16 protein-coding genes are annotated in these 19,216 nt (G+C 68.4%); 7 read left to right on the forward strand and 9 right to left on the reverse strand.

Annotated features, from left to right (window positions below; translation table 11 throughout):
• Nucleotides 1-79: 79 nt before the first annotated feature.
• From QLQ15_RS16790 to QLQ15_RS16805, 4 genes are all read right to left on the reverse strand, one after another.
• Nucleotides 80-634 carry a fimbrial protein gene (locus QLQ15_RS16790; protein WP_283214054.1) on the reverse strand — a complete coding sequence of 185 codons (555 nt, stop codon included), beginning with the start codon at nt 632-634 and terminating at the stop codon, nt 80-82.
• A gap of 412 nt (nt 635-1,046) precedes the next feature.
• Nucleotides 1,047-2,465 carry a UDP-N-acetylmuramoyl-L-alanine--D-glutamate ligase gene (gene murD, locus QLQ15_RS16795; RefSeq protein WP_283214055.1) on the reverse strand — a complete coding sequence of 473 codons (1,419 nt, stop codon included), beginning with the start codon at nt 2,463-2,465 and terminating at the stop codon, nt 1,047-1,049.
• Nucleotides 2,446-3,807, reverse strand: a complete 1,362-nt coding sequence (gene murL, locus QLQ15_RS16800) for a UDP-N-acetyl-alpha-D-muramoyl-L-alanyl-L-glutamate epimerase (RefSeq protein ID WP_283214056.1) — start codon at nt 3,805-3,807, stop codon at nt 2,446-2,448. The genes murD and murL overlap by 20 nt, the downstream gene beginning before the upstream one ends.
• Nucleotides 3,804-6,389, reverse strand: coding sequence for a bifunctional aspartate kinase/diaminopimelate decarboxylase (locus QLQ15_RS16805; protein WP_283214317.1), 2,586 nt, complete (start codon nt 6,387-6,389; stop codon nt 3,804-3,806). The genes murL and QLQ15_RS16805 overlap by 4 nt, the downstream gene beginning before the upstream one ends.
• 193 nt (nt 6,390-6,582) lie before the next feature.
• Here QLQ15_RS16805 and QLQ15_RS16810 point away from each other — a divergent pair, with 193 nt between their 5' ends.
• A complete protein-coding gene (locus QLQ15_RS16810) occupies nt 6,583-7,479 on the forward strand; it encodes a PhzF family phenazine biosynthesis protein (protein ID WP_283214057.1) in 897 nt (298 codons plus the stop codon).
• A gap of 9 nt (nt 7,480-7,488) precedes the next feature.
• Here the strand turns inward: QLQ15_RS16810 and QLQ15_RS16815 are convergent, their stop codons facing one another.
• The 3 genes from QLQ15_RS16815 to QLQ15_RS16825 all read right to left on the reverse strand — a co-directional run bounded on the left by QLQ15_RS16815 (nt 7,489) and on the right by QLQ15_RS16825 (nt 9,333).
• On the reverse strand, nt 7,489-8,100 hold the full coding sequence (locus QLQ15_RS16815) for a glycine zipper 2TM domain-containing protein (protein ID WP_283214058.1): 612 nt from the start codon (nt 8,098-8,100) through the stop codon (nt 7,489-7,491).
• Nucleotides 8,101-8,202: 102 nt separating this feature from the next.
• Nucleotides 8,203-8,889: an alpha/beta hydrolase gene (locus QLQ15_RS16820; RefSeq protein ID WP_283214059.1), complete on the reverse strand. Its 687-nt coding sequence runs from the start codon at nt 8,887-8,889 to the stop codon at nt 8,203-8,205.
• Between the two features lie 9 nt (nt 8,890-8,898).
• The gene (locus QLQ15_RS16825) at nt 8,899-9,333 is read right to left on the reverse strand and encodes an OsmC family protein (RefSeq protein ID WP_283214060.1); all 435 of its coding nucleotides are present in this window, start codon (nt 9,331-9,333) and stop codon (nt 8,899-8,901) included.
• Between the two features lie 303 nt (nt 9,334-9,636).
• Between QLQ15_RS16825 and fusA the strand changes: the two genes are divergently transcribed.
• From fusA to QLQ15_RS16855, 6 genes are all read left to right on the forward strand, one after another.
• The gene (fusA, locus tag QLQ15_RS16830) at nt 9,637-11,679 is read left to right on the forward strand and encodes an elongation factor G (protein ID WP_283214061.1); all 2,043 of its coding nucleotides are present in this window, start codon (nt 9,637-9,639) and stop codon (nt 11,677-11,679) included.
• 69 nt (nt 11,680-11,748) lie between these two features.
• Nucleotides 11,749-12,975 (forward strand): DUF2272 domain-containing protein, encoded by a 1,227-nt coding sequence (locus tag QLQ15_RS16835; protein WP_283214062.1) that lies wholly within the window; start codon nt 11,749-11,751, stop codon nt 12,973-12,975.
• An 81-nt stretch (nt 12,976-13,056) separates the two neighbouring features.
• Nucleotides 13,057-13,692 carry a LysE family translocator gene (locus tag QLQ15_RS16840; protein ID WP_283214063.1) on the forward strand — a complete coding sequence of 212 codons (636 nt, stop codon included), beginning with the start codon at nt 13,057-13,059 and terminating at the stop codon, nt 13,690-13,692.
• 171 nt (nt 13,693-13,863) lie between these two features.
• The gene (locus QLQ15_RS16845; protein ID WP_283214064.1) at nt 13,864-14,433 is read left to right on the forward strand and encodes a YceB family lipoprotein; all 570 of its coding nucleotides are present in this window, start codon (nt 13,864-13,866) and stop codon (nt 14,431-14,433) included.
• Nucleotides 14,434-14,435: 2 nt separating this feature from the next.
• The gene (locus tag QLQ15_RS16850; RefSeq protein WP_283214065.1) at nt 14,436-15,134 is read left to right on the forward strand and encodes a Cif family virulence factor; all 699 of its coding nucleotides are present in this window, start codon (nt 14,436-14,438) and stop codon (nt 15,132-15,134) included.
• Complete coding sequence (locus QLQ15_RS16855) at nt 15,131-15,598, forward strand: PIN domain-containing protein (RefSeq protein WP_283214066.1); 468 nt, start codon at nt 15,131-15,133, stop codon at nt 15,596-15,598. Before QLQ15_RS16850 ends, QLQ15_RS16855 begins: the two co-directional genes overlap by 4 nt.
• 101 nt (nt 15,599-15,699) lie before the next feature.
• On the opposite strand, the gene QLQ15_RS16860 is transcribed toward QLQ15_RS16855, so the two are convergent.
• Together QLQ15_RS16860 and QLQ15_RS16865 are read right to left on the reverse strand one after the other, a co-directional pair.
• Nucleotides 15,700-17,925 (reverse strand): DUF5916 domain-containing protein, encoded by a 2,226-nt coding sequence (locus QLQ15_RS16860; protein ID WP_283214067.1) that lies wholly within the window; start codon nt 17,923-17,925, stop codon nt 15,700-15,702.
• A gap of 234 nt (nt 17,926-18,159) precedes the next feature.
• Complete coding sequence (locus QLQ15_RS16865; protein WP_283214068.1) at nt 18,160-18,978, reverse strand: 3-hydroxybutyrate dehydrogenase; 819 nt, start codon at nt 18,976-18,978, stop codon at nt 18,160-18,162.
• Between the last annotated feature and the right edge of the window lie 238 nt (nt 18,979-19,216).

Genomic DNA, 19,216 nt, shown 5'->3' on the forward strand with positions numbered 1-19,216 from the left:
TTCATGGGGGAATCTCGCTGCAAAGCTGGACCGCGAAAGGTGCGGTGGTGCCGGCCACGCCGGCACCACCTGGTCTGCATCAGTTGTACGCGACGGTGTAGCTCACGTAGGTGTTGACCGTACCGGCCGAGGCGCCGCCGGCCTTCGAGAAGTACTGGGCGGCATACTTCAGGACGCCCGGCGTACCGGCAGCCGGGGTGGCCGTCGGGTTGTTGGCCGCCGTCTTCAGGTTGATCGGAGCACGGCTGACACCGTTCAGCAGGCGGACGCCCACGTTGGTAGCGGTGCCGGTGTTGTCCAGGAAACCGTCAGCGTTGATCATCGAACCGCCGGCCACGTCTTCGTACACCAGCTGCGAGACCTTGCCGTTGCAGGTGTCACCGGCGCCGCCGCCGACCTTGATGTCGAAATCCTTCGTCATGGCGTAGCTGGCAGCGGCGGCCAGGTCCGACGTGTGGGCCGTGTCCAGAGCGACGGTCAGGTCGCCGCCGGTGCCGGTGGTGTTGGTGCCCGCGGCCACGGTGCAGGTGCCATCGACGATCAGGCCGGTGATGGTGATCTTGCCGCTGGACGCGAACGCCGACGGAGCAGCCAGGACTGCAACCAGAGCGGTGGAGAGAAGAAGCTTGTTCATTACTGTGAATCCTGAGGTTGATTGAGACAGAGAGATGGACCGTCGCAATGGAACCAGCGGAGACATGCGCGCCACCGTCCAACGACGGGGGGCATCGTAGGTTTCGAGTTCTCCTGCGGGCATCAGACGAATCTGGGAAGCAAATTTCCCGGGGGACGCCGATTCATGTGACGTTTCGCCACGTGACGCTCGGGTGCGGCACGGTGGGAGCATGCGATCAGTTGGCTGCTGCACGACGCATTCAGAGGCCAAGGCTACGCGCATGCATGCCCGCGGCGGTTCACGCCGCTACAGCCTATTTGCGGCTTCATGGAGTTGCCCGGGAGGCTCTCTGGCATTGATGCCGCGGACACGCGGCGTCGCCGCGATCAGGGCGTCCGTCCGGCTGCGGTGATTCCCGCAGCTGGTGGGGTCAGGCGATACCCAAACCGGGAATTGCGCTGATCGTGTCCGGGTCGAAGCCGGCGAGTTCAGCGAAGTGGCGCCCGCGCGCGACGTAGTCGCGATACGCGCCGAAACTGGGTGCGCCCGGCGACAGCAGGACGACACCCTCGCCGCCCAGCGCTGCACGCGCCTTGGCCATCGCATCGGAGAGGTCGGTCGCGGCATCGAGCACGAAACCAGCCTGCGCCACCAGCGGCTCCAGCAATGCGTGGATGCGCGGCCCGTTCTGGCCCATGGTGACGATGGCGACCGGCGCGTGCGTACGCATGGCGTTCGCGAAGTCCTCCCATGGCAGGCCGCGATCGTGGCCACCGACGAGGATCGCGACGCGGCGCTCACGGAAGCAATCCAGCGCCGCGAGGCTGGCGTGCGGCGTGGTGCTGATGGAATCGTTGACGAAGGTGACGCCGTCGCGCGTGCCCACGGTCTGCAGGCGGTTCGGCAGTGGGCGGAAGCTCGCCGCATTCGGCGCCAACGCAGTGGCGTCCAGGCCCAAGGCTTCGATCGCCGTGAGCACGGCGCACAAATTGCCGCGGTTGTGACGGCCCGGCAGCGGCAACGCGCGCGTGTCCATCACGAACGTATCGCCACGATGGAGATCGTCTTCGCGCAGATGCCAGCCCGCGGCATGGCCAAACCAGCGCACGTCCACGTCGCCCTGTGCGATGAGCTGCGCGCCGATCGCGGTCAGGCGCGCATCATTGGCGTTGAGCACCGCGATGCGCGGCCGTGCACCGGTCAGCAGGCGCAGCTTGTCCTCAACGTAACGCTCGTGCGAGCCGTGCCAGTCCAGGTGTTCCGGAAAGATGTTGAGCGCAATTGCGACCTGCGGCCGCACGCCGCTTTCGGCGACATCGCCGGTCTGGTAGCTCGACAGCTCGATGGCCCAGAACTCCGGCGTCACGCGCGGTTCCAGCACTTCCAGCAGCGGCAGACCGATGTTTCCGGCCAGCGCGGTCACATGGCCGCCCGCACGCAACAGGTGCGCGAGCAGCGCGGTCGTCGTGCTCTTGCCCTTGGTCCCGGTGACGCAGACCGTACTGACGGCGGTGCCGTGCTCGTCGGCATGTTCGCCGAACCAGAGCGCGGTGCCTCCGATGAAACGCGTGCCCTGCCCTGCCGCGGCGACCGCTTCGGGCTTGTACGGACTGATCCCGGGCGACTTCACGACGACGTCGAAGGTGGACAGACGTTCTGCGTTCGCGTCGCTTTCCGTCACCAGCGCCGCATCACCCATCGACTCGGCCTCGAGCGCCTCATCGGCCGAACAGAACAGCGTCAGCGGCAGGGCCGGCAGGCGGGTACGGATCGCATGGTAGGCGGCGCGGCCCTCGCGGCCCCACCCCCACAACGCGACCTTGCGACCTTCAAGCTGCGAGATGCGCACGCAGGCGGGTCCACAGTGCAGGTGGAATGCGCTGCTCGTCGTCGATGGCCAGCAGCGGCTCGATACGCAGTTCGGCTGCATCCAGCTGCGGGCGAATCTCGCGCGCGAAGCGCTTGACCAGTGCGTCCTCGCGCCACTCCGGGCGTTCGGCCAGCGCGGCCATGGCGGCGCGCGACTCGCGCCCTTCGCCGACGCATTCGAACGGCTTGTGGTCCTGGAACTCCAGCAGTGCGTCGTAACCGCCGGTCTGCGCCGGATCGTCCAGCAGGTTGCGGCCGAAGATGCCCATCAGGCGCGGCTTGGGCATGAACGGCGCCAGTGCCAGGAACACGAAGTGGCACTTCGGGCACACGCCGCACCAGCGGCTGGCCGGGCGTTCGCCGAGGATGTGGAAATTGCGGTTGCAGCTGCTGAAGTGCGAATCGTAGCGGTCGGTCTTCGCGAACTGCCGCGCCACGGCCAGCTCGCTGAGCGGGCGCAGCAACGAGTAGTAATGCAGGTCCGAGGCGACCTCGCGCTGCACGTACTCGCCGAACGCCTGCTCGCAGGCCCAGCCCTTGGACCACTGGTGGTTCACTTCGCCCGTGCCTTCGATCAGGCTGCCGTAGCTGGCCGAACGCTCGTTGGAGAACACCACCTGGTCCACGCCCAGCAACACCGCGGCGAAGACCATGATCGCGGAGTTGAGCACGGTGACCGGGATGTGCCCGTTCCATGCGCCTTCGCGGTTGTAGTCGAACAGCTGCGGCGCCAGCGTGCGGCCCAGGTTGAGTGTGGCCAGCCCGGTGCGTTCGGCGCAGGCGCGGATCAGCTGCGAGCCACCGATCCACGTGACCGTCTGCTCCACGCCCAGCGCGCGCAGCGCTTCGATGCTGACCAGCGAATCCTTGCCGCCGCCGATGGCAACCAGCGCGTGCTCGCGCAGGCCCAGCGCCGGCGCTTTCGCGCCTGCCTCCTGCCCCACCGGGAAGCGGATCTTCCCGTGCAGGTTCAGGCCGTTGCGGTAGGCGAACTCGCCCAGACCATTGACGTAGATCAGCTCGATCAACGCCGCGGTGTCTGCACCGATCGCATACGAATCGATGCGGATTTCCTCCGGCACCGCCGCCTTGTAGTAGCTCACGCCGGCGATCAGGTGCAGCAGGCGCAGCGCGCGCTCGGCCGCCTGTGCTCGCGCATCGTCCAGCACGAACGGCGCGCCGGGCACGGTGACGGTCTCGATCATCTCGGGACCGTCGTCGAAGGCATACACGAGTTGCGCCACGCCGGTGGCCGCATCGAAACCGCAGCGCACGAAACGGAACGCGCGGATCGCGTCGCGGTTGAACTTCCACTCACTCATTCGATCACGTCCTCGGCCGGAAGGGCCCGCAGGTTGTAGGTGTTGGCCATCGCCATGCCGTATGCGCCGGCATCGGCGACCAGCATCACGTCGTCTTCGCGCGTGTCGGCGGGCAGCGTGCGGGCACGGCCGATCACGTCGCTGCTTTCGCAGATCGGACCGACGACGTCGAACACGGCGTTCTCGCCATCGCCCAGGCGACTGAGGTTGAAGATGCCGTGGTAGGCCTCGTACATCGCCGGGCGCATCAGTGCGTTCATGCCGCCGTCGCAGCCGACGCGCCGCACGCCGTCCTTCTCGATGGTCTGCGTCACGTGCAGCAGCAGCGCGCCGCTTTCGGCCACGAGATAACGACCCGGCTCGATGACCAGTCCGTAGCGCGGATAGGCCGACTTGATTTCTTCCAGCCCGGCGCGCCACAGCGGCAGGTCGAACTGCGGCGCTTCCGGCGTATAGGGAATGGGCAGGCCGCCACCGATGTCGATGGTCTCGATGGTGCCCACGCTGTCGGCCAGACCGGCCAGGTGCGCGTACACGCCACGCCAGTGCTGCGGATCCTCGATGCCGCTGCCCAGGTGCGCGTGCAGACCGCTGATGCGCACGCCCAGCTTGCGCGCTTCCTCGACGAAGGCGTCGAAACGCGTCATCGGCAGGCCGAACTTGGCGGCGACGCCGCCCGTACGCACCTTCTCGTGGTGGCCTTCGCCATGGCCCAGGTCGATGCGCAACCAGATCGTGCGATTGCGGAACACCTCGGGCCAACGCTGCAGCGCCTCGATGTTGTCGAGCGTGACGATGATGCCGCGCTCGAAGGCGGCTTCGTATTCGCGGCGCGGCGCGAAGCTCGGCGTGAACAGCACGCGTCCGGGCGCGAGGTCGGGCAGCGTGGCGAACACGTGCTCGAACTCGCCCTGCGACACGCATTCCAGACCGAAGCCCTCGCCCACCAGCGTGCGCAGGATGGCCGGGTGCGGGTTGGCCTTGATTGCGTAGAAGCAACGGTCCACCGCGTTCGTCGCGATCAGCGAACGGGCGCGCTCGCGCACCGTCGCCAGGTCGTAGACGTAACGCGGCGTGCCCTGCGCGGCCCGTTGCAGCAGCGCATCCTTTCGACCGATCCACCACGCCGGCGCACGCTGCGCCTTGCCGTGCGCGATCTCGCGCCAGCTCGGGCCGAACACCGTCGCATCGCGCACGGGCATCGCGCGCGAGCGGATCAGCTCCGCGTGCAGGTGCGGCAGCAGGCCGTCGGCATCGGTCTCGTCGATGACGAAGGTGAGGTTGAGGTCGTTGGACGACTGCGAGATCAGATGCACGCGCTCGCGGCCGAACGTCGCCCAGATGTCGCTGAGCCGGTGCAGCAGCGAACGCATGCCGCGGCCGACCAGGGTGATCGCCGCGCACGGCGCGATCACCTTCACGCGGCACACTTCGGCCAGGTCGGCGCTGAGTGCTTCCAGCACGTTGGTGGTGACCAGGTTCTCGCTGGGATCCAGCGACACGGTGACGTTGGTTTCCGACGAGCCGATGAGGTCGATCGACAGGCCGTGGCGCTTGAAGCGTTCGAACACGTCGGCGAGGAAGCCCACCTGCTGCCACATGCCGATACTTTCCATCGACACCAGCACGATGCCGTTGCGGCGGCTGATGGCCTTCACGCCGGGCACCGTCGCCGCGGTCGCGTCAATGCGGGTGCCGGGAAGCTCGGAGCGTTCGGTATCGAGGATGGCCATCGGCACGCCGGCGTCGCGGCACGGCGCGATCGAGCGCGGGTGCAGCACCTTGGCGCCGGTGGTGGCGATTTCCTGCGCCTCGGCGTAATGCAGCCGTGTGAGCAGCCGCGCTTCGGGTACCTCGCGCGGATTGGCGCTGAACATGCCGGGCACGTCGGTCCAGATCTCCACGCGCTGCGCCTTCAGCAGCGCGCCGAAGTACGCGGCCGACGTGTCGGAACCGCCGCGCCCCAGGATCGCCGTGCCGCCGTCGCCATGGCGCGAGATGAAGCCCTGCGTGATCAGCATCGGCGCGCCCTGCGTGGAGAAACGCTGCGCGAAGCCATCGCTGTCCAGGCGGCAGTTCACCGACAGGCGCTGCGACCACGGGCTGGCGTTGGGCAGCGAAACGGCATCGAGCCATTCGCGCGCATCGCACCAGCCGAAGTCATGGCCCTGCGTGCGCAGGTACGCGGCGCCCAGCGTGGACGACAGCAGCTCGCCTTGCGCCAGCACTTCGGCCTGCCACTCCAGCGGGCGCGATGCGGCACGCGATTCCGTCGCCAGCGCCTGCAGCGCGGCCAGACGTTGGCCGAGCACGGCATCGGGATCCAGGTCGAGTTCGCCGCAGAACGCGCGGTGGCGTTCGACCAGTGCGGCGACGCGTGCCTCGATGCCATCGCCGTTGGCGATGGCCTGCAGCTCGTTGGTGACGCCCGACAGCGCGGAGACCACCACCAGCACACGTACGCCTTCCTCGGACATGCGTTTTCCGGCGAGGCGTCCGATGGTGTCCCAACGGTTCCGGCGAGACACCGATGTGCCGCCGAACTTGAGTACTACCCAGCGATTCGCTTCCGCCACCGCAATTGCCCTCGTAATGGTCGTTGTGTGTGAGATATCAGGGAGAAAAATCGGGAACAAACGGGTTGTTACGCCTGCAACCATGCGGGCGCGCGGCCCGCACAGAACCTAGAATGGCGCGCTTCCGCCCCCACCGGCTCGGAAATGCGGCCATAAAGGCGGCAATTCTAGTCGAATAATCCCCCCGGACCCCCGCCGAATGACGCTTCGCCGCTATTTGCAACTGGACGTGTTCGCCGATCGCCCCGGCGCCGGCAATCCGCTGGCTGTCGTACTCGATGCCGAAGGCCTGGACGAGGCGCGCATGCAGGCGATCGCCCGCTGGACCCGGCTGCCGGAAACCACGTTCGTGTTCGCGCCGAGCGGGCCCGACGCGAGCTACCGCATCCGCATGTTCAGTCCGCGCCGCGAGGTGCCGTTCGCCGGCCATCCCAGCGTGGGCACCGCGCATGTCGTGCTGGAGGCCGGGCTGGCCATGCCGGTGAACGGACGCCTGCTGCAGGAAGGCGTCGTGGGCACGCTACCGCTGTCGGTGGAAGGCGAAGGCGCGTCGCGCAGCATCGCCGTGCGCACGCCGCGTGCGCGGGTGGTCGAAGTGGCAGAAGCGGGCGACGCGCGCCTGTCCGCCGCTCTGGCCGGGTTCCCTGCGGGCAGGCTACCGACGGCGCTGATGGACGGTGGCCGCCGCTGGTGGCTGGCCGAACTCGCCGACGAGGCCGCGCTGCGCGACGCCAAACCCGACTGGGACGCCATCGCCCATCTGGCCGAAACCACCGAATCCATGGGCCTGTGTGCGTTCGCGCGGGCCGATGTCGGCCGCGACTACGACCTGGTCGTGCGCGCGTTCGTCGGCGCGCCGGCACGGTTCGAGGACGCCGCCTCCGGTGCGGCGAATGCCACGCTGGCCGCATGGCTGGCACACAACCAAGCCCTGCCCGGCCGCCCGCACGCGGACGGCACGCGCCGCTACACCGTCAGCCAGGGCCGCGAAGTCGGCTTCGACGCGCGCCTGCAACTGCGCGTGGACGCCGACGGCGAGGTGTGGTCCGGCGGCCGCGTGTGCAACGTGGTCCGCGGCACGATCGACTGGCCCTGAGCCCGCGCGTCATTCCGGGATGACATCGACCCGCACGCGGATGCGGTCGCCGGGGTCGTAGTTCGTGCGCGTGGTGTAGGTGCGGCCCGCGTATTCGTAGGTGACGTCGTAGGCGCTGACCGTGCGGTCGTCGCCGCGTCCGCGCGAGTAGTAGCCGTCGCCTTCGTAGACCGGGTCGCACACGCGCACCGTGCCGACGCGTTCACGCCGGCTCTGGTCGTAGATCTGGCGCCCGGCCATGCCGCCGATCATCGAGCCGATGGCCGAGGTGGCGTAGCGCGCACTGCCACCGCCGACCTGGCTGCCCACCGCGGCGCCGACGATGCCACCCACCACGGTCGCCACATTGCGTCCGGTTTCGGTCCCGGCCCGCTGCGAGCCGTAAGGGTCGTAGCCCTCGTCACGACGGTAATAGTCGTCATCGCCGCCGACGTACGTGGGACGCTCGTAGCAGCGCTGGCCGTTCGAGCTGGCATACGAATCGAACACGGGATCCACGCGCACCACGCGCGCGTAGTCGCTGCTGCTGGTCGAACCGTAACGCGGGTAGGACTGTGCGGATGCCGTGCCGCCCGCGACGGCCAGGGCCAGCGCGAGGGCAACGACAGGAAGGCGGTTCATGGGGGGACTCCCGCGCCGGAATGGCGTGAGGCGATGGTCGGTCCGGCGTGAAAAATGGCCGCTGAACCCGGCCGTTCAGGCGCGACCCCGCGACGGCGGCATTTACCTCGCTGACAGCCACGCCGCGACGCGCCCGGCGACGTCGGCCGCCTGCCGTCCCAGCAGCGGCCCGACGTGCGAGCCGGACAGCCGCATCGCGTCGGCCTTCCATTCCGTGGCGAGCGCCAGCGTCAACGCGGCCGGGACATCTTCATCCCCGTCCGAAGCCAGGCACAGCAGGGGGCACGACGGCGCGTGGACGGCCACTCCGCCATGGGCATGGCGCAAAACGGCGCCGGATTCGTCGCGCCATCGGCGGAATGCATGGAGCGCCGTGGCGTCATCGGCCTCCGGCAGTGCGCGGCGGGTCGAGGCCAGGCGCGCGTCGCGTTGCCAGGGCACGCGGTCCGGCCAATCGCGCGCGGGCATCGCCGATGCCCACGGCGTCGGCGGAACCGGATTGACCAGCACCAGCGCGTCGGCACGTTCGGCGCAGGCCATCGCGAGCAGGCCGCCGAGGCTGGCCCCCACCAGCGCGCACGGGCGCGGCTGTGCCGCGAGTGCATCCTGCACCTGGGCCAGGTAGTCGTTGAAGGTGGTCGCCGGCAATCCCGCGGCGACCGGACACAGGTCCGGCGCGGCGACGTCGATCCCCTGCGCGGCGAACACGCGTTGCCATACGTTCCATTCCCAGCCGCCGCCACCGGCGCCGTGCACCAGCACGGCGCGCGTGATCCCCCGTGGCTCCATGGGCGCCGGTCAGCCCAGCGTTGCGGTCGCGGTCACCGGCACGGACAGCGCGCGAGAGATCACGCAGCCGGCCTTGGCGGCATCGACGAACTGCTGGAACTGGGCCTGGTCGATGCCCGGCGCCTTGCCGTTCACGATCAGGTGCACGCCGGTGACGGTCGGGCCCGGGTCGGCGCCCGGTTCCATCGTGACCTCGGCGCGCGTCTGGATGCGCTCGGGCGTCACGCCGGCCTTGCCCATCACCGCCGACAGCGCCATCGAGAAGCAGCCCGCGTGGGCGGCGGCCAGCAGTTCCTCCGGATTGGTGCCCTTCTCGTCGCCGAAGCGGGTCTTGAAGGAATAGTTCTGGTCGGCGAACAAGCCGCTCTGCGGCGTGCTCATCGCGCCTTTGCCGTTCTGCAGGTCGCCCTGCCAGACCGCTTCGGCGAAACGCTTGAAGGCCATGGTGCCACTCCCGTCGCTGTGAAGGACGGCCAGCCTAGCGCGGCAACCGTTAGCCCGGCATGGCGGCCCACGTGACCCAGCCCTCGTCTTCGCCCATGCGCCTTCACGCCTTGCGAAGAATCCGCAGCGATGTCCGTTCCGCCACATCGCGAGCTTGACCACCCCTCCCCCTTGCGCGAGGCTTGCGATCCCGGCTACGCCGGAGTTTTCCGCCATGACCGCCCGCCGGAGCGCCCACGCGCAGGCGCCGCGGACAGCCATGACGGCCTTCAGACCCTGATCATCCAAGGGAGAAGTCCGCTCATGTCCTACAGCACACAATCCATCCGCAACGTGGCCCTGGCAGGCCACCCCGGCGCCGGCAAAACCACTCTGTTCGAAGCCCTGCTGCAGGCCGGCGGCGCACTCCAGACGGCAGGCAGCATCGAACGCGGCAGCACCGTTTCCGATTTCGATGCCATCGAGAAGCAGCGCGGCCATTCCATCGACGCGGCCATCGCCTCCATCGACCACGCAGGCATCCACGTCAACCTCATCGATACGCCCGGCTATCCGGATTTCCGCGGCCCCGCGCTCTCCGCACTAGCCGCCGTGGAAACGGTGCTGGTGGTGGTCGATGCCGCCAGCGGCGTGGAATACGGCACACGCCGGATGATGGAGTACGCGAAGGGGCGGAATCTCTGCCGCGCCATCGTCATCAACAAGATCGACCACGAAGGCGCCTCCGTCGAAGGCGTGCTCGCCGACGTGCGCGAAGCCTTCGGCGCCGAATGCCTGCCGCTCAACCTGCCCGCCGATGGCGGCAAGCGCGTGGTCGACTGCCTGCTCAACCCCGGCGGCGACAGCGATCTGGGACCGGTCGCGGACTGGCACCAGAAGATCATCGACCAGATCGTCGAGATCAACGAAACGGTGATGGAGCATTACCTGGACCTGGGCGAGGACGGCCTGTCCGGCGAAGAACTTCACGACGCCTTCGAGCAATGCCTGCGCGAAGGCCACCTGGTGCCGGTGCTGTTCTGCTCCGCGCGCACGGGCGTGGGCGTTCCGGCCTTGCTGGACGTGGCCGAGCGCTGGCTTCCCAACCCCGCCGAAGCCAACGCACCGCCGTTCGAGAAGGGCGCGCAACGCCAGCGCATCGAAGCCGTTCCCGACCCGAAGGCGCACGTGGTGGCGGACGTGTTCAAGATCGTCAACGACCCCTTCGTCGGCAAGCTCGGCATCTTCCGCGTCTACCAGGGCACGGTGAAGAAGGACACGCAGCTGTTCGTGGACGACGGCAAGAAACCGTTCAAGGTCGGCCACCTGTTCAAGCTCAAGGGCAAGGACCACATCGAGATCGAGCAGGCCATTCCCGGCGACATCGCCGCGGTGGCGAAGGTGGACGAACTGCACTTCGACGCGGTGCTGCACGACAGCCACGACGAGGACGAGATCCGCCTGTCGCCGCTGGATTTCCCACGCGCGATGTTCGGCCTGGCGGTCGACGCGGCCAGCAAGGGACAGGAACAGAAACTCTCCACGGCGCTGCACAAGCTGGCCGAGGAAGACCCCTGCTTCATCGTCGAGCACGAGGCGGAAACCAACGAAACCGTCATCCGCGGTCTTTCCGACCTGCACCTGCGCATCAACCTGGAACGTTTGAAAGACCGGTACGGCGTCGAGGTGACCTCGAGACCGCCGCGCATCGCGTACCGCGAGACCGTCGCCGGGAAGGCCGAGGGCCATCACCGCCACAAGAAGCAGACCGGCGGTGCGGGGCAGTTCGGTGAAGTCTTCCTGCGCATCGAGCCGCTTCCGCGCGGCGGCGGCTTCGAGTTCGTGGACGAGGTGAAGGGCGGCACCATCCCGGGACAGTTCATGCCCGCGGTCGAGAAAGGCGTGCGCCAGGTGCTGCGCAGCGGCGCCGTCGCCGGTTACCCCATCCAGGACGTGCGCGTGATCGTCTACGACGGCAAGCACCATCCGGTGGACAGCAAGGAAGTGGCCTTCGTCTCGGCCGGCAAGAAGGCCTTCCTCGACGCCATCGGCAAGGCGCGCCCGCAGGTGCTTGAACCCATCGTCGAGCTGGAAGTCAGCGCGCCGGAGCAGCACATGGGCGATGTCAGCGGCGGACTGGCGAGCAAGCGCGCGCGCATCAGCGGCACCGACAGCGTGCGCGGCAACGAGATACTGGTGAAGGCGCAGGTGCCGCTGTCGGAGCTGGAAGGCTACGCGGCCGAACTCAAGTCGGTCACAGCGGGACGCGGTCGCTATTCGCTGGATTTCAGCCACTACGAGCCCGTCCCGGCCAACGTGCAGCAGAAGCTGGTGGAGGCCTACAAGCCACATCCCGACGAGGACTGAGCGCGACAAGGACTGCGCCGCTTTCACGCGGGGGTCCGCAAGCTGCTTCCAGCCAACCGGGAGCGGCATATGCGATCGGGTCTGTGGAGCTTCGCCATTGCGCTTTCGTTGACCCTGCTGTGCGCCACTGCCGGCGCGCAGCAGGCCCCTGGCTCGAGCCGGGGCATTCCCGCCTTCCCGCGCCCGCCCGGCTTCCCGGATCCCGCGTGGCGCGTCACCTATTCGAGTGGCGAGGACGCACCGCCGATGATGGTGCGCGTGGGGCCCAACGCATTCGAGCCGCTGTACCGTCGCGCGGGCAACGGATACACGCCGGTGCGCGCGTCGGGCTACCGCATCGGGATCACCAGTTGCCCGTCGAGGCCGGTGAGTGGCGATCCGCGCACGCGCATGATCGATCTGGCCGCCGCCGAATGGGCTTACTTCGGCCTGCCGGTGCTCGATCTGGCGGCGGAACCGTCGGCGATCGTGCCGCGCGTGTCGCAGCCCGACGGCGTGGTCGACATCATCGCGCCTGACCGCAACGCGTCGATTGGCAGCCGCGTGCTGCGCCAGGCGCCGCGCCTGGGCCTGATGGAAAGCGACGACGCCGTGAGCGGAACCATCGCCGGCTACTGGGCCGCCACCGGCAGCGAGGAAGCGATGCGCGTGCAGAGCATCGTCAACTTCGGCTGGGACGGCGCCGGTTGGGCGATGCCGTGGTCGGCCGCCTTCATCTCATGGCTCGCCTGCGAAGCGGGATTGTCGACGTCGCAGTTCGCGCGCAGCGGGGGCCACATCGACTACGTGCGCGCCGCCGTGCGTGCGCGCGACGGACAGGACGGTTCGCAACTGTTCCTCGCCTACGACCTCGGCGAGGCCACGCCGGCAGCGGGCGATCTGCTGTGCACCGCGCGCGCCGACAGCACCTTCGCCTCCATCGCCGACGTGCGCAACGGCAACAGCGACTCCAACGCGCTGCACTGCGACCTGGTGGTGAAGACCGACCTCGACCGCCGACGCCTGTTCGCCATCGGCGGCAACGTCAACCAGGCGGTGACGCTCTCGATCATCGCCACCGATGCGAAGGGCCGACCGCTCACCGACCGGGACATCGTGGGCGCGCATCGCTGGTTCGCGGTGCTCAAGCCGCGCAGCGGCGGAAAGGTGGCCCACGACCTCGATGGCACGCCCACCGTGCAGACGCTCTACCGGGACTACGCACGCTACGCCGCCAGCCGCCGTGCGCCACCGCCGATACCGCTGCAGGCCCGCGGCAAGAAATCCAAGCCCGCGGCGAAAGACGCCACGCCCTGATGGAACGGTGCATCGCGCGTGATCCCGCCTGCATTGCCGGCGGTCCGCGTAGCCTATGCAACCCTCACGTATCCGCGCGCCATGTCCCTGTTCGACACGCAGACGCTGCTCGCCTACCTCACCGCGGCCGTGGTGCTGGTGATCCTGCCCGGGCCCGGCACGGCGTGGATCGTCGCGCAGAGCCTTGGCGGTGGCGTGCGGCGCGGGCTGCAGGCGGGCCTCGGGCTGGAGACGGCGACGCTGCTGCATGCGCTCGCGGCAGGCTTCGGGCTGTCGGCGGTGCTGGCGACCTCGGCCCTGGCCTTCGAGGCCATCAAGTACCTCGGCGCGGCCTATCTGGTGTGGCTGGGCATCAAGGCCTGGCGCGGTGGCGACACGCCCGCGGAATCGACGACACCGGCGCCGACGACCGGGCGCGGCGTTTACCTGCGATCGGTGGTGACCGGCGTGCTGAACCCCAAGGTCGCGCTGTTCTTCCTCGCCTTCCTGCCGCAGTTCGTTCACCCCGAACGCGGCTGGGTGTGGCTGCAGTTCCTGCTGCTGGGCGCGCTGCTGGCGATGGTGGGCCTGTGCAATGACGTGCTGCTGAGTTTCGCGGCGGGCCGATTCGGGCGGCGCGCGATGGACCGCGGCCGCGCCAATCCCTGGATGCAGCGCGCGACCGGCACGCTGTTCATCGGCCTGGGGCTGCGGCTGGCGTTCCAGCAGCGCGCGTGAGGCGAGGCCCCGGCCGCTGGTCGGGCCACGACCTTCGCGGGTGCGACCGGGGGGTAGCATCGGTCTTGCCGGCCGCGTCCCTGCGATGAACTCTGGCGCGGCGAAGGACGAAGGGTCCTGTTCTTGTTCGTGCGGCGCGGGTATCGTCCCGGCAAACCCGTGGAGTCCCGGATGTACCCGCGCCGCTTTTACCGAATCCTCATCGCCGCCGTCCTTGGCCTGTCCCTCGCCGCCTGTTCGACCCTCAACGGTCTGGGCGCTCTGCTCGGCAACGAAGTCCGCTTCACGCCGATGCAGCTGCAGGGCTCGCTGGACCGCAACTTTCCCAAGCATTACGACAAGCTCGGCGGCCTCGTCTCGATGACGCTGCTGAACCCGCGCCTGTCGATCCCGCAGGGCTCCGACCGCCTGCGCCTGGACTTCGACGTCGGCCTGGGCGCGCTCGGCAGCGACAGCAGCCGGCCGTCGGGCCATTTCGCCCTGACCAGCGCGCTGCGCTTCGACACGGGCACGCGCGGGCTGCATCTGAAGGAGCCGCGCATCGAGGAAGTGAACGTGCCCGGCCTGGGCGGTGCGATGAACGCCAGTTCGCGCGCCCTGCTCAACTCGTGGCTGAGCGAGTACGCGCGCGAGGAGCCGGTGTACCGCTTCGACAACAGCCTGCTCGACAAGCTCGGTTCGCGCCGCATCGGCAGCACCGTCATCGAGCAGGGCATGGTGGTGGTGCAGCTGGATCAATGAGCATGACGAAGTCGATGCACCTTGCCGCCGCGCTGGCGCTGTGCGCCCTGCTGGGCGCGTGCGGCGACAAGGCCGCCAGCGGCGGCCCGGCCAGCGCCGGCGACACCGAAACGTTGCCGGCGCCGGAGAACGATGGCGGCAGCGTCACCGGCATGCCCGACAAGCCCGGCCCGGGGCAGATCGGGCCGCCCCCCGTCGCGACCGGTACGGTGGCGCTGGACGAAGAAGGCAACCCGATCCTCCCGGACGCTTCCGCGGTCGATCCCGCGTCCGCGCCCGCCGATGCTGCGAACGGCACCGATGCACCTGCACCGGATGCGGCGACCGAACCCACCGTGCAGGACGCCGTGGCGGTCGTGCGCGACTACTACGCCGCGATCAACCGCCGGGATTTCGCGCGAGCGTATGCGCTGTGGTCCGACGGCGGCCGCGCGAGCGGGCAGAGCGCACAGCAGTTCGCCGGCGGGTTTGACGACACGCAGGGCGTGTCGGTCGAGATCATGGCGCCAGGACAGGTGGATGCCGCTGCGGGCTCGCGCTATGTGGAAGTGCCGGTCGCACTGACGACCACGCACACCGACGGTCGCCAGCAACGCTTCGTCGGTGCCTACACGCTGCGCCGCGCCGTGGTGGATGGGGCGACGGCAGAACAGCGCGCCTGGCGCATCGGCTCGGCGGACCTGCGCGAAGTCGCGCCATGACCGCGCCCGCGCCGCGGCCCTCGGGGCCGCCGCGCATCGCGCTGGACACCAACGTCTGCCTCGACCTGTTCGTGTTTCGCGACCCCGTCGTGGCGACGCTGCGCGAGGCGCTGGATTCCGGCGCGGTCGCCGGCGTAACGGACGACGCTTGCCGCGAGGAGTGGCTGCGCGTGCTGGCCTACCCGGCGCTGCGTCTGGACGAAGCCGAGCAGGCCCGACACGCCCACGCGTACGACACGGCTCTGCGATGCATCGCGATGGCGCCTGTTCCGCATCCCCTGCCCCGGTGCGCCGATCCGGACGACCAGAAGTTCCTGGAACTCGCGGCGCGCTGCGAAGCGCATTGGCTGCTCAGCCGCGACGATGCGCTGCTGAAACTGGCGCGGAGGATGCAGCGCGAGGAATGGTTCGCGATCCTGTCGCCGGCGCAGTGGATTGCGCAGTGGGCTTCCCGCACTGCGTGAACGATCATGCGCGTTGCCGGATCCGGCGATCTGGCCCGTCGTGACGTCTCCGCCCCCTCACCCCAAGCCCTCTCCCGTGGGGAGAGGGGCTTGATGCCTGATCACAGCTCGAGCCGGTAGCTCAACTTCACCAGCAGCTGTTCGTCGTCGCGCAGCTCCAGGCTGTCGCGCAGCGCACGGTCGGCGCCCTGGCCGAACGGCTGCTGGTCGAATCCACCGCGGCCGTACACCACGTACAGGTACGACAACGGTGCGAGCTCGTAGCGGTAGCGGATCTGGAAGCCCAGGTTGCTCACGCTGAAATCGTCCACCGCGTCGGCGGTGGGAATCGACGCACCACTTTGCGCAACGCGATACGCCTGTTCGAGATCCGCGTTCAGGCCGATCGCCTGCAGCTTCACGCGCAGTTCCTGCTTGTTGGTGATGGTCCAGTCCATGCCTGCATCGAGCTGCACGCGCTCCTCGTCGAACTCGCCGATGAGGTTGTCCTGCTGCCACACCAGCCAGCTGGGGATGCGTTCGTAGTAACCGCCCAGGTACACGCTGAAGGCGTCGCTGATGAAGTACGTGGGCTGCACGCGCAGGTCGTAGCCGATCTTGTCGTTGCCGGCCAGGCCACCACTGAACAGGTCCGCTTCGAACTCCCAGGCCCAGTCGCCCTTGCGCGGCCGGTTGAACTCGAAGTAGGCATTGAAGTTCGGCGGCTTGTCGACCAGGCCGTTTCCACGGGTGATCAGGTCATCGATGCCGGCACTGTTGATGTTGATCTGCGCGTACTCGTAGCTGCCGTTGCGCAGGTTGCCCTCGCGACTGATGCGCAGCTGGCGCTGCAGGCGATCGCCGTGGTCGTTGTCGGTACCACTGATGCGGCCGCGCCAGTCCTTGGAGGAATAGCGCGAGGTTTCCGGCAGGTCGGTGAAGCGGCGCAGCACTTCGTAGTTGAGGTAGTTGGTGCTGTTGCGCTGCAGGTAGCCGAAGTCGTTGATCTCCAGCTCGTTGCCGAAATGCATCGCGAGCCAGCGCTGGCGCCAGCCGTGGTCCATTTCGTAGTTCACCCACATGGTCGCGCCGGTGTCGTCGGTGGTGCGGCCGGATTCGTCGACCTGGCTGCCGATCAGGCGGGTCTGCACGTTCCAACGCTGGGTTGGGCGCCAGTTGTGGTCCACGCCCAGTACGGTGGCGTCGCGGTCGAGGAACGGGCGATCCACATGGGTCACCATCGCGCCCAGGTTCTGCTTGTCCAGGTCGCGCACCACGCGCAGCGCGCCGAACGTGCGGCCGACCTCGTCGGCTTCGTCGGCAGCGAACACGCCGTACTTGGTGCCACCCACGCTGCCGTTGAGCTTCACCGCCGCGGTGATGTCGCCGGCGCCGTTGCCGTCGTCGGCGGGACCGCCCACGCGGCGCGTGTACAGCAGCTGGCTGTAGTCCGACGGCGTGGTGAATTCGAAGATGCCCTGGTTTTCGGTGAAGAACGGGCGCTTGTCGCTGATGAAGATCTCGGTGGCGTCGAAGTTGACGACCAGGTCGTCGCTCTCCACCTGGCCGAAGTCCGGATTGAGCGTGGCCGACAGCTGGAACTGGCCGTTGGGTTTCCAGAACAGGTCGACGCCGCCATCGAAATCACTGGAGTGGTTGACGTTGTCGTACAGGCCGGAGACGTACGGCGTGACCGCCAGCAGCGACTGGCTGTACTGCGCCATCTCCACCGGCGCGAAGTCGGACAGGAACCGCGAACGCTGGAAACTGGCACCCGGCCAGGCCGAGCGCTCGCCGGTGGAGCCGATCACGCGGTCCAGGTAGATCTTGACCGTGCGCATGCCGTTGTCGCCCTGGCGCATCGGCGCGATGTACCAGGGGATCAACATTTCGACGTACCAGTTCTGCTCGTCCTCGCTGACGGCGTGGCGCCAGTTGCCGTCCCAGTCGTCGTTGAACTGGCTTTCGTTGGTGATGACCGCGTCGGCGATGCCATCAGTGGACGACACGGTGAAGTTGTAGCCGGTGCGCCCGTCGCCGTCGTAATCGATCATCAGGTTGACGCGGTCCACCTGTTCTTCGAAGTCGCGCTGCACGCGCTGGCGCGTGCGCGGCACGCTGGCCGGCTGCTCGTTGCGGAAGGCGATGGCCAGGCCCTCGGGCGTGGCGAGGATCCAGGCTTCGGTCGGCAACGAGGCCGGATCCAGCGACAGCGGCTGTACCTTGCGGAAGTCGGTGATGTGGCGCGCCCCCTGCCATTCGGCCGGATCGACGCGGCCATCGACCTCCACGGCGTAAGCGGGGGCGGACAGGGCGGCCAGGATGGCCAAGGTCAACGGAACGCGCATGCGGGCGGAGGATCTCGTCAGGCCATGGTCGCCGGCACGAGCGTCGTGGGTGCGCGTCTTCACGCAGTTCCGGCGGTCCGTGCAGGTGTTTCAGCGTCGAAGCTGGCCCGGGAACGAAGCACCCCGGGCGACGCGCAGCCTAGTCGCCCCGGGCGCGTGGCCGAACTGGCGGAAGTCATGGCAACCCTTTCGTACCCACCTGCATCGAAGGCAGGTGGCAGGGTATGCCCGTGGCTACTGCATGTGCCAGCCGTGGCTGACGACGAAGCTCTGCCCCGTGAATGCGGCCGTGGGGAATTCCGCAAGGAAGCGCACCGTGCGGGCCACGTCCTCCACCGTGGTGAAGATGCCGTCCACCGTGTTGCCCAGCATGACGCGGCTGACGACCTCGTCCTCGCTGATGCCCAATTCCTTCGCCTGCTCCGGGATCTGCTTGTCCACCAGCGGCGTGCGCACGAAGCCGGGGCACACGACATGGCTGCGCACGCCATGCTTCGCCCCCTCCTTCGCCAGCGTGCGCGACAGCCCCAGCAGGCCGTGCTTGGCGGTGACGTAGGCGGACTTGAGCGGCGAGGCCAGGTGCGAGTGCACCGAACCCATGTAGATGACCGTGCCGCCGCGGCTCTTGCCGTCCGCGCCTTGCCCGTACATGTGCGGCAGGACGGCCTTGGTGGTGAGGAATGCGCCGTCCAGGTGGATGGCCAGCATCTTCTTCCAGTCGGCATAGGCGAACTGCTCGATCGGGTTGACGATCTGGATGCCCGCGTTCGACACCAGGATGTCCACGCCGCCGAAGCGCTCTGCCGCGAGCGCGACGCCCGCCTGGACCGCGCCTTCGTCCGTGACGTCCATCGCCACGCCCAGCGCGCGTGCGCCGATGCCCTCGATCTCCGTCGCCACCGCCTGTGCGCCCTGGGCATTCAGGTCGGCGATGACCACCGCCGCGCCGGCGCGCGCGAGTTCGAAGGCGATCTCCTTGCCGATGCCGCTGGCGGCGCCAGTGACGAGGGCGACCTTGCCTTCAAGCGGACGTGGGCTGGACGGCGTGCTCATGCGTGACTCCCGATGCTTGGACTGGACACGCCTGCCGGCGCGCATGGGCGCAGTCTGGCGGCGCCTCTGTGACACCGCCATTGCCCGATGGTACGGGTTGGAGATGTCCGTCTGCCTCTTCCCTTCTCCCCTTGTGGGAGAAGGTGGCGCAAAGCGCCGGAAGAGGGGAGCGCGCGAAGCGCGCCAGCGCCCTACCCTCTCCCTGGCCGCCGATGGCGGCCTGTCCCTCTCCCGCAAG

Source organism: Lysobacter stagni, assembly GCF_030053425.1.
GTDB classification, from domain to species: Bacteria; Pseudomonadota; Gammaproteobacteria; order Xanthomonadales; family Xanthomonadaceae; genus Lysobacter_J; species Lysobacter_J stagni.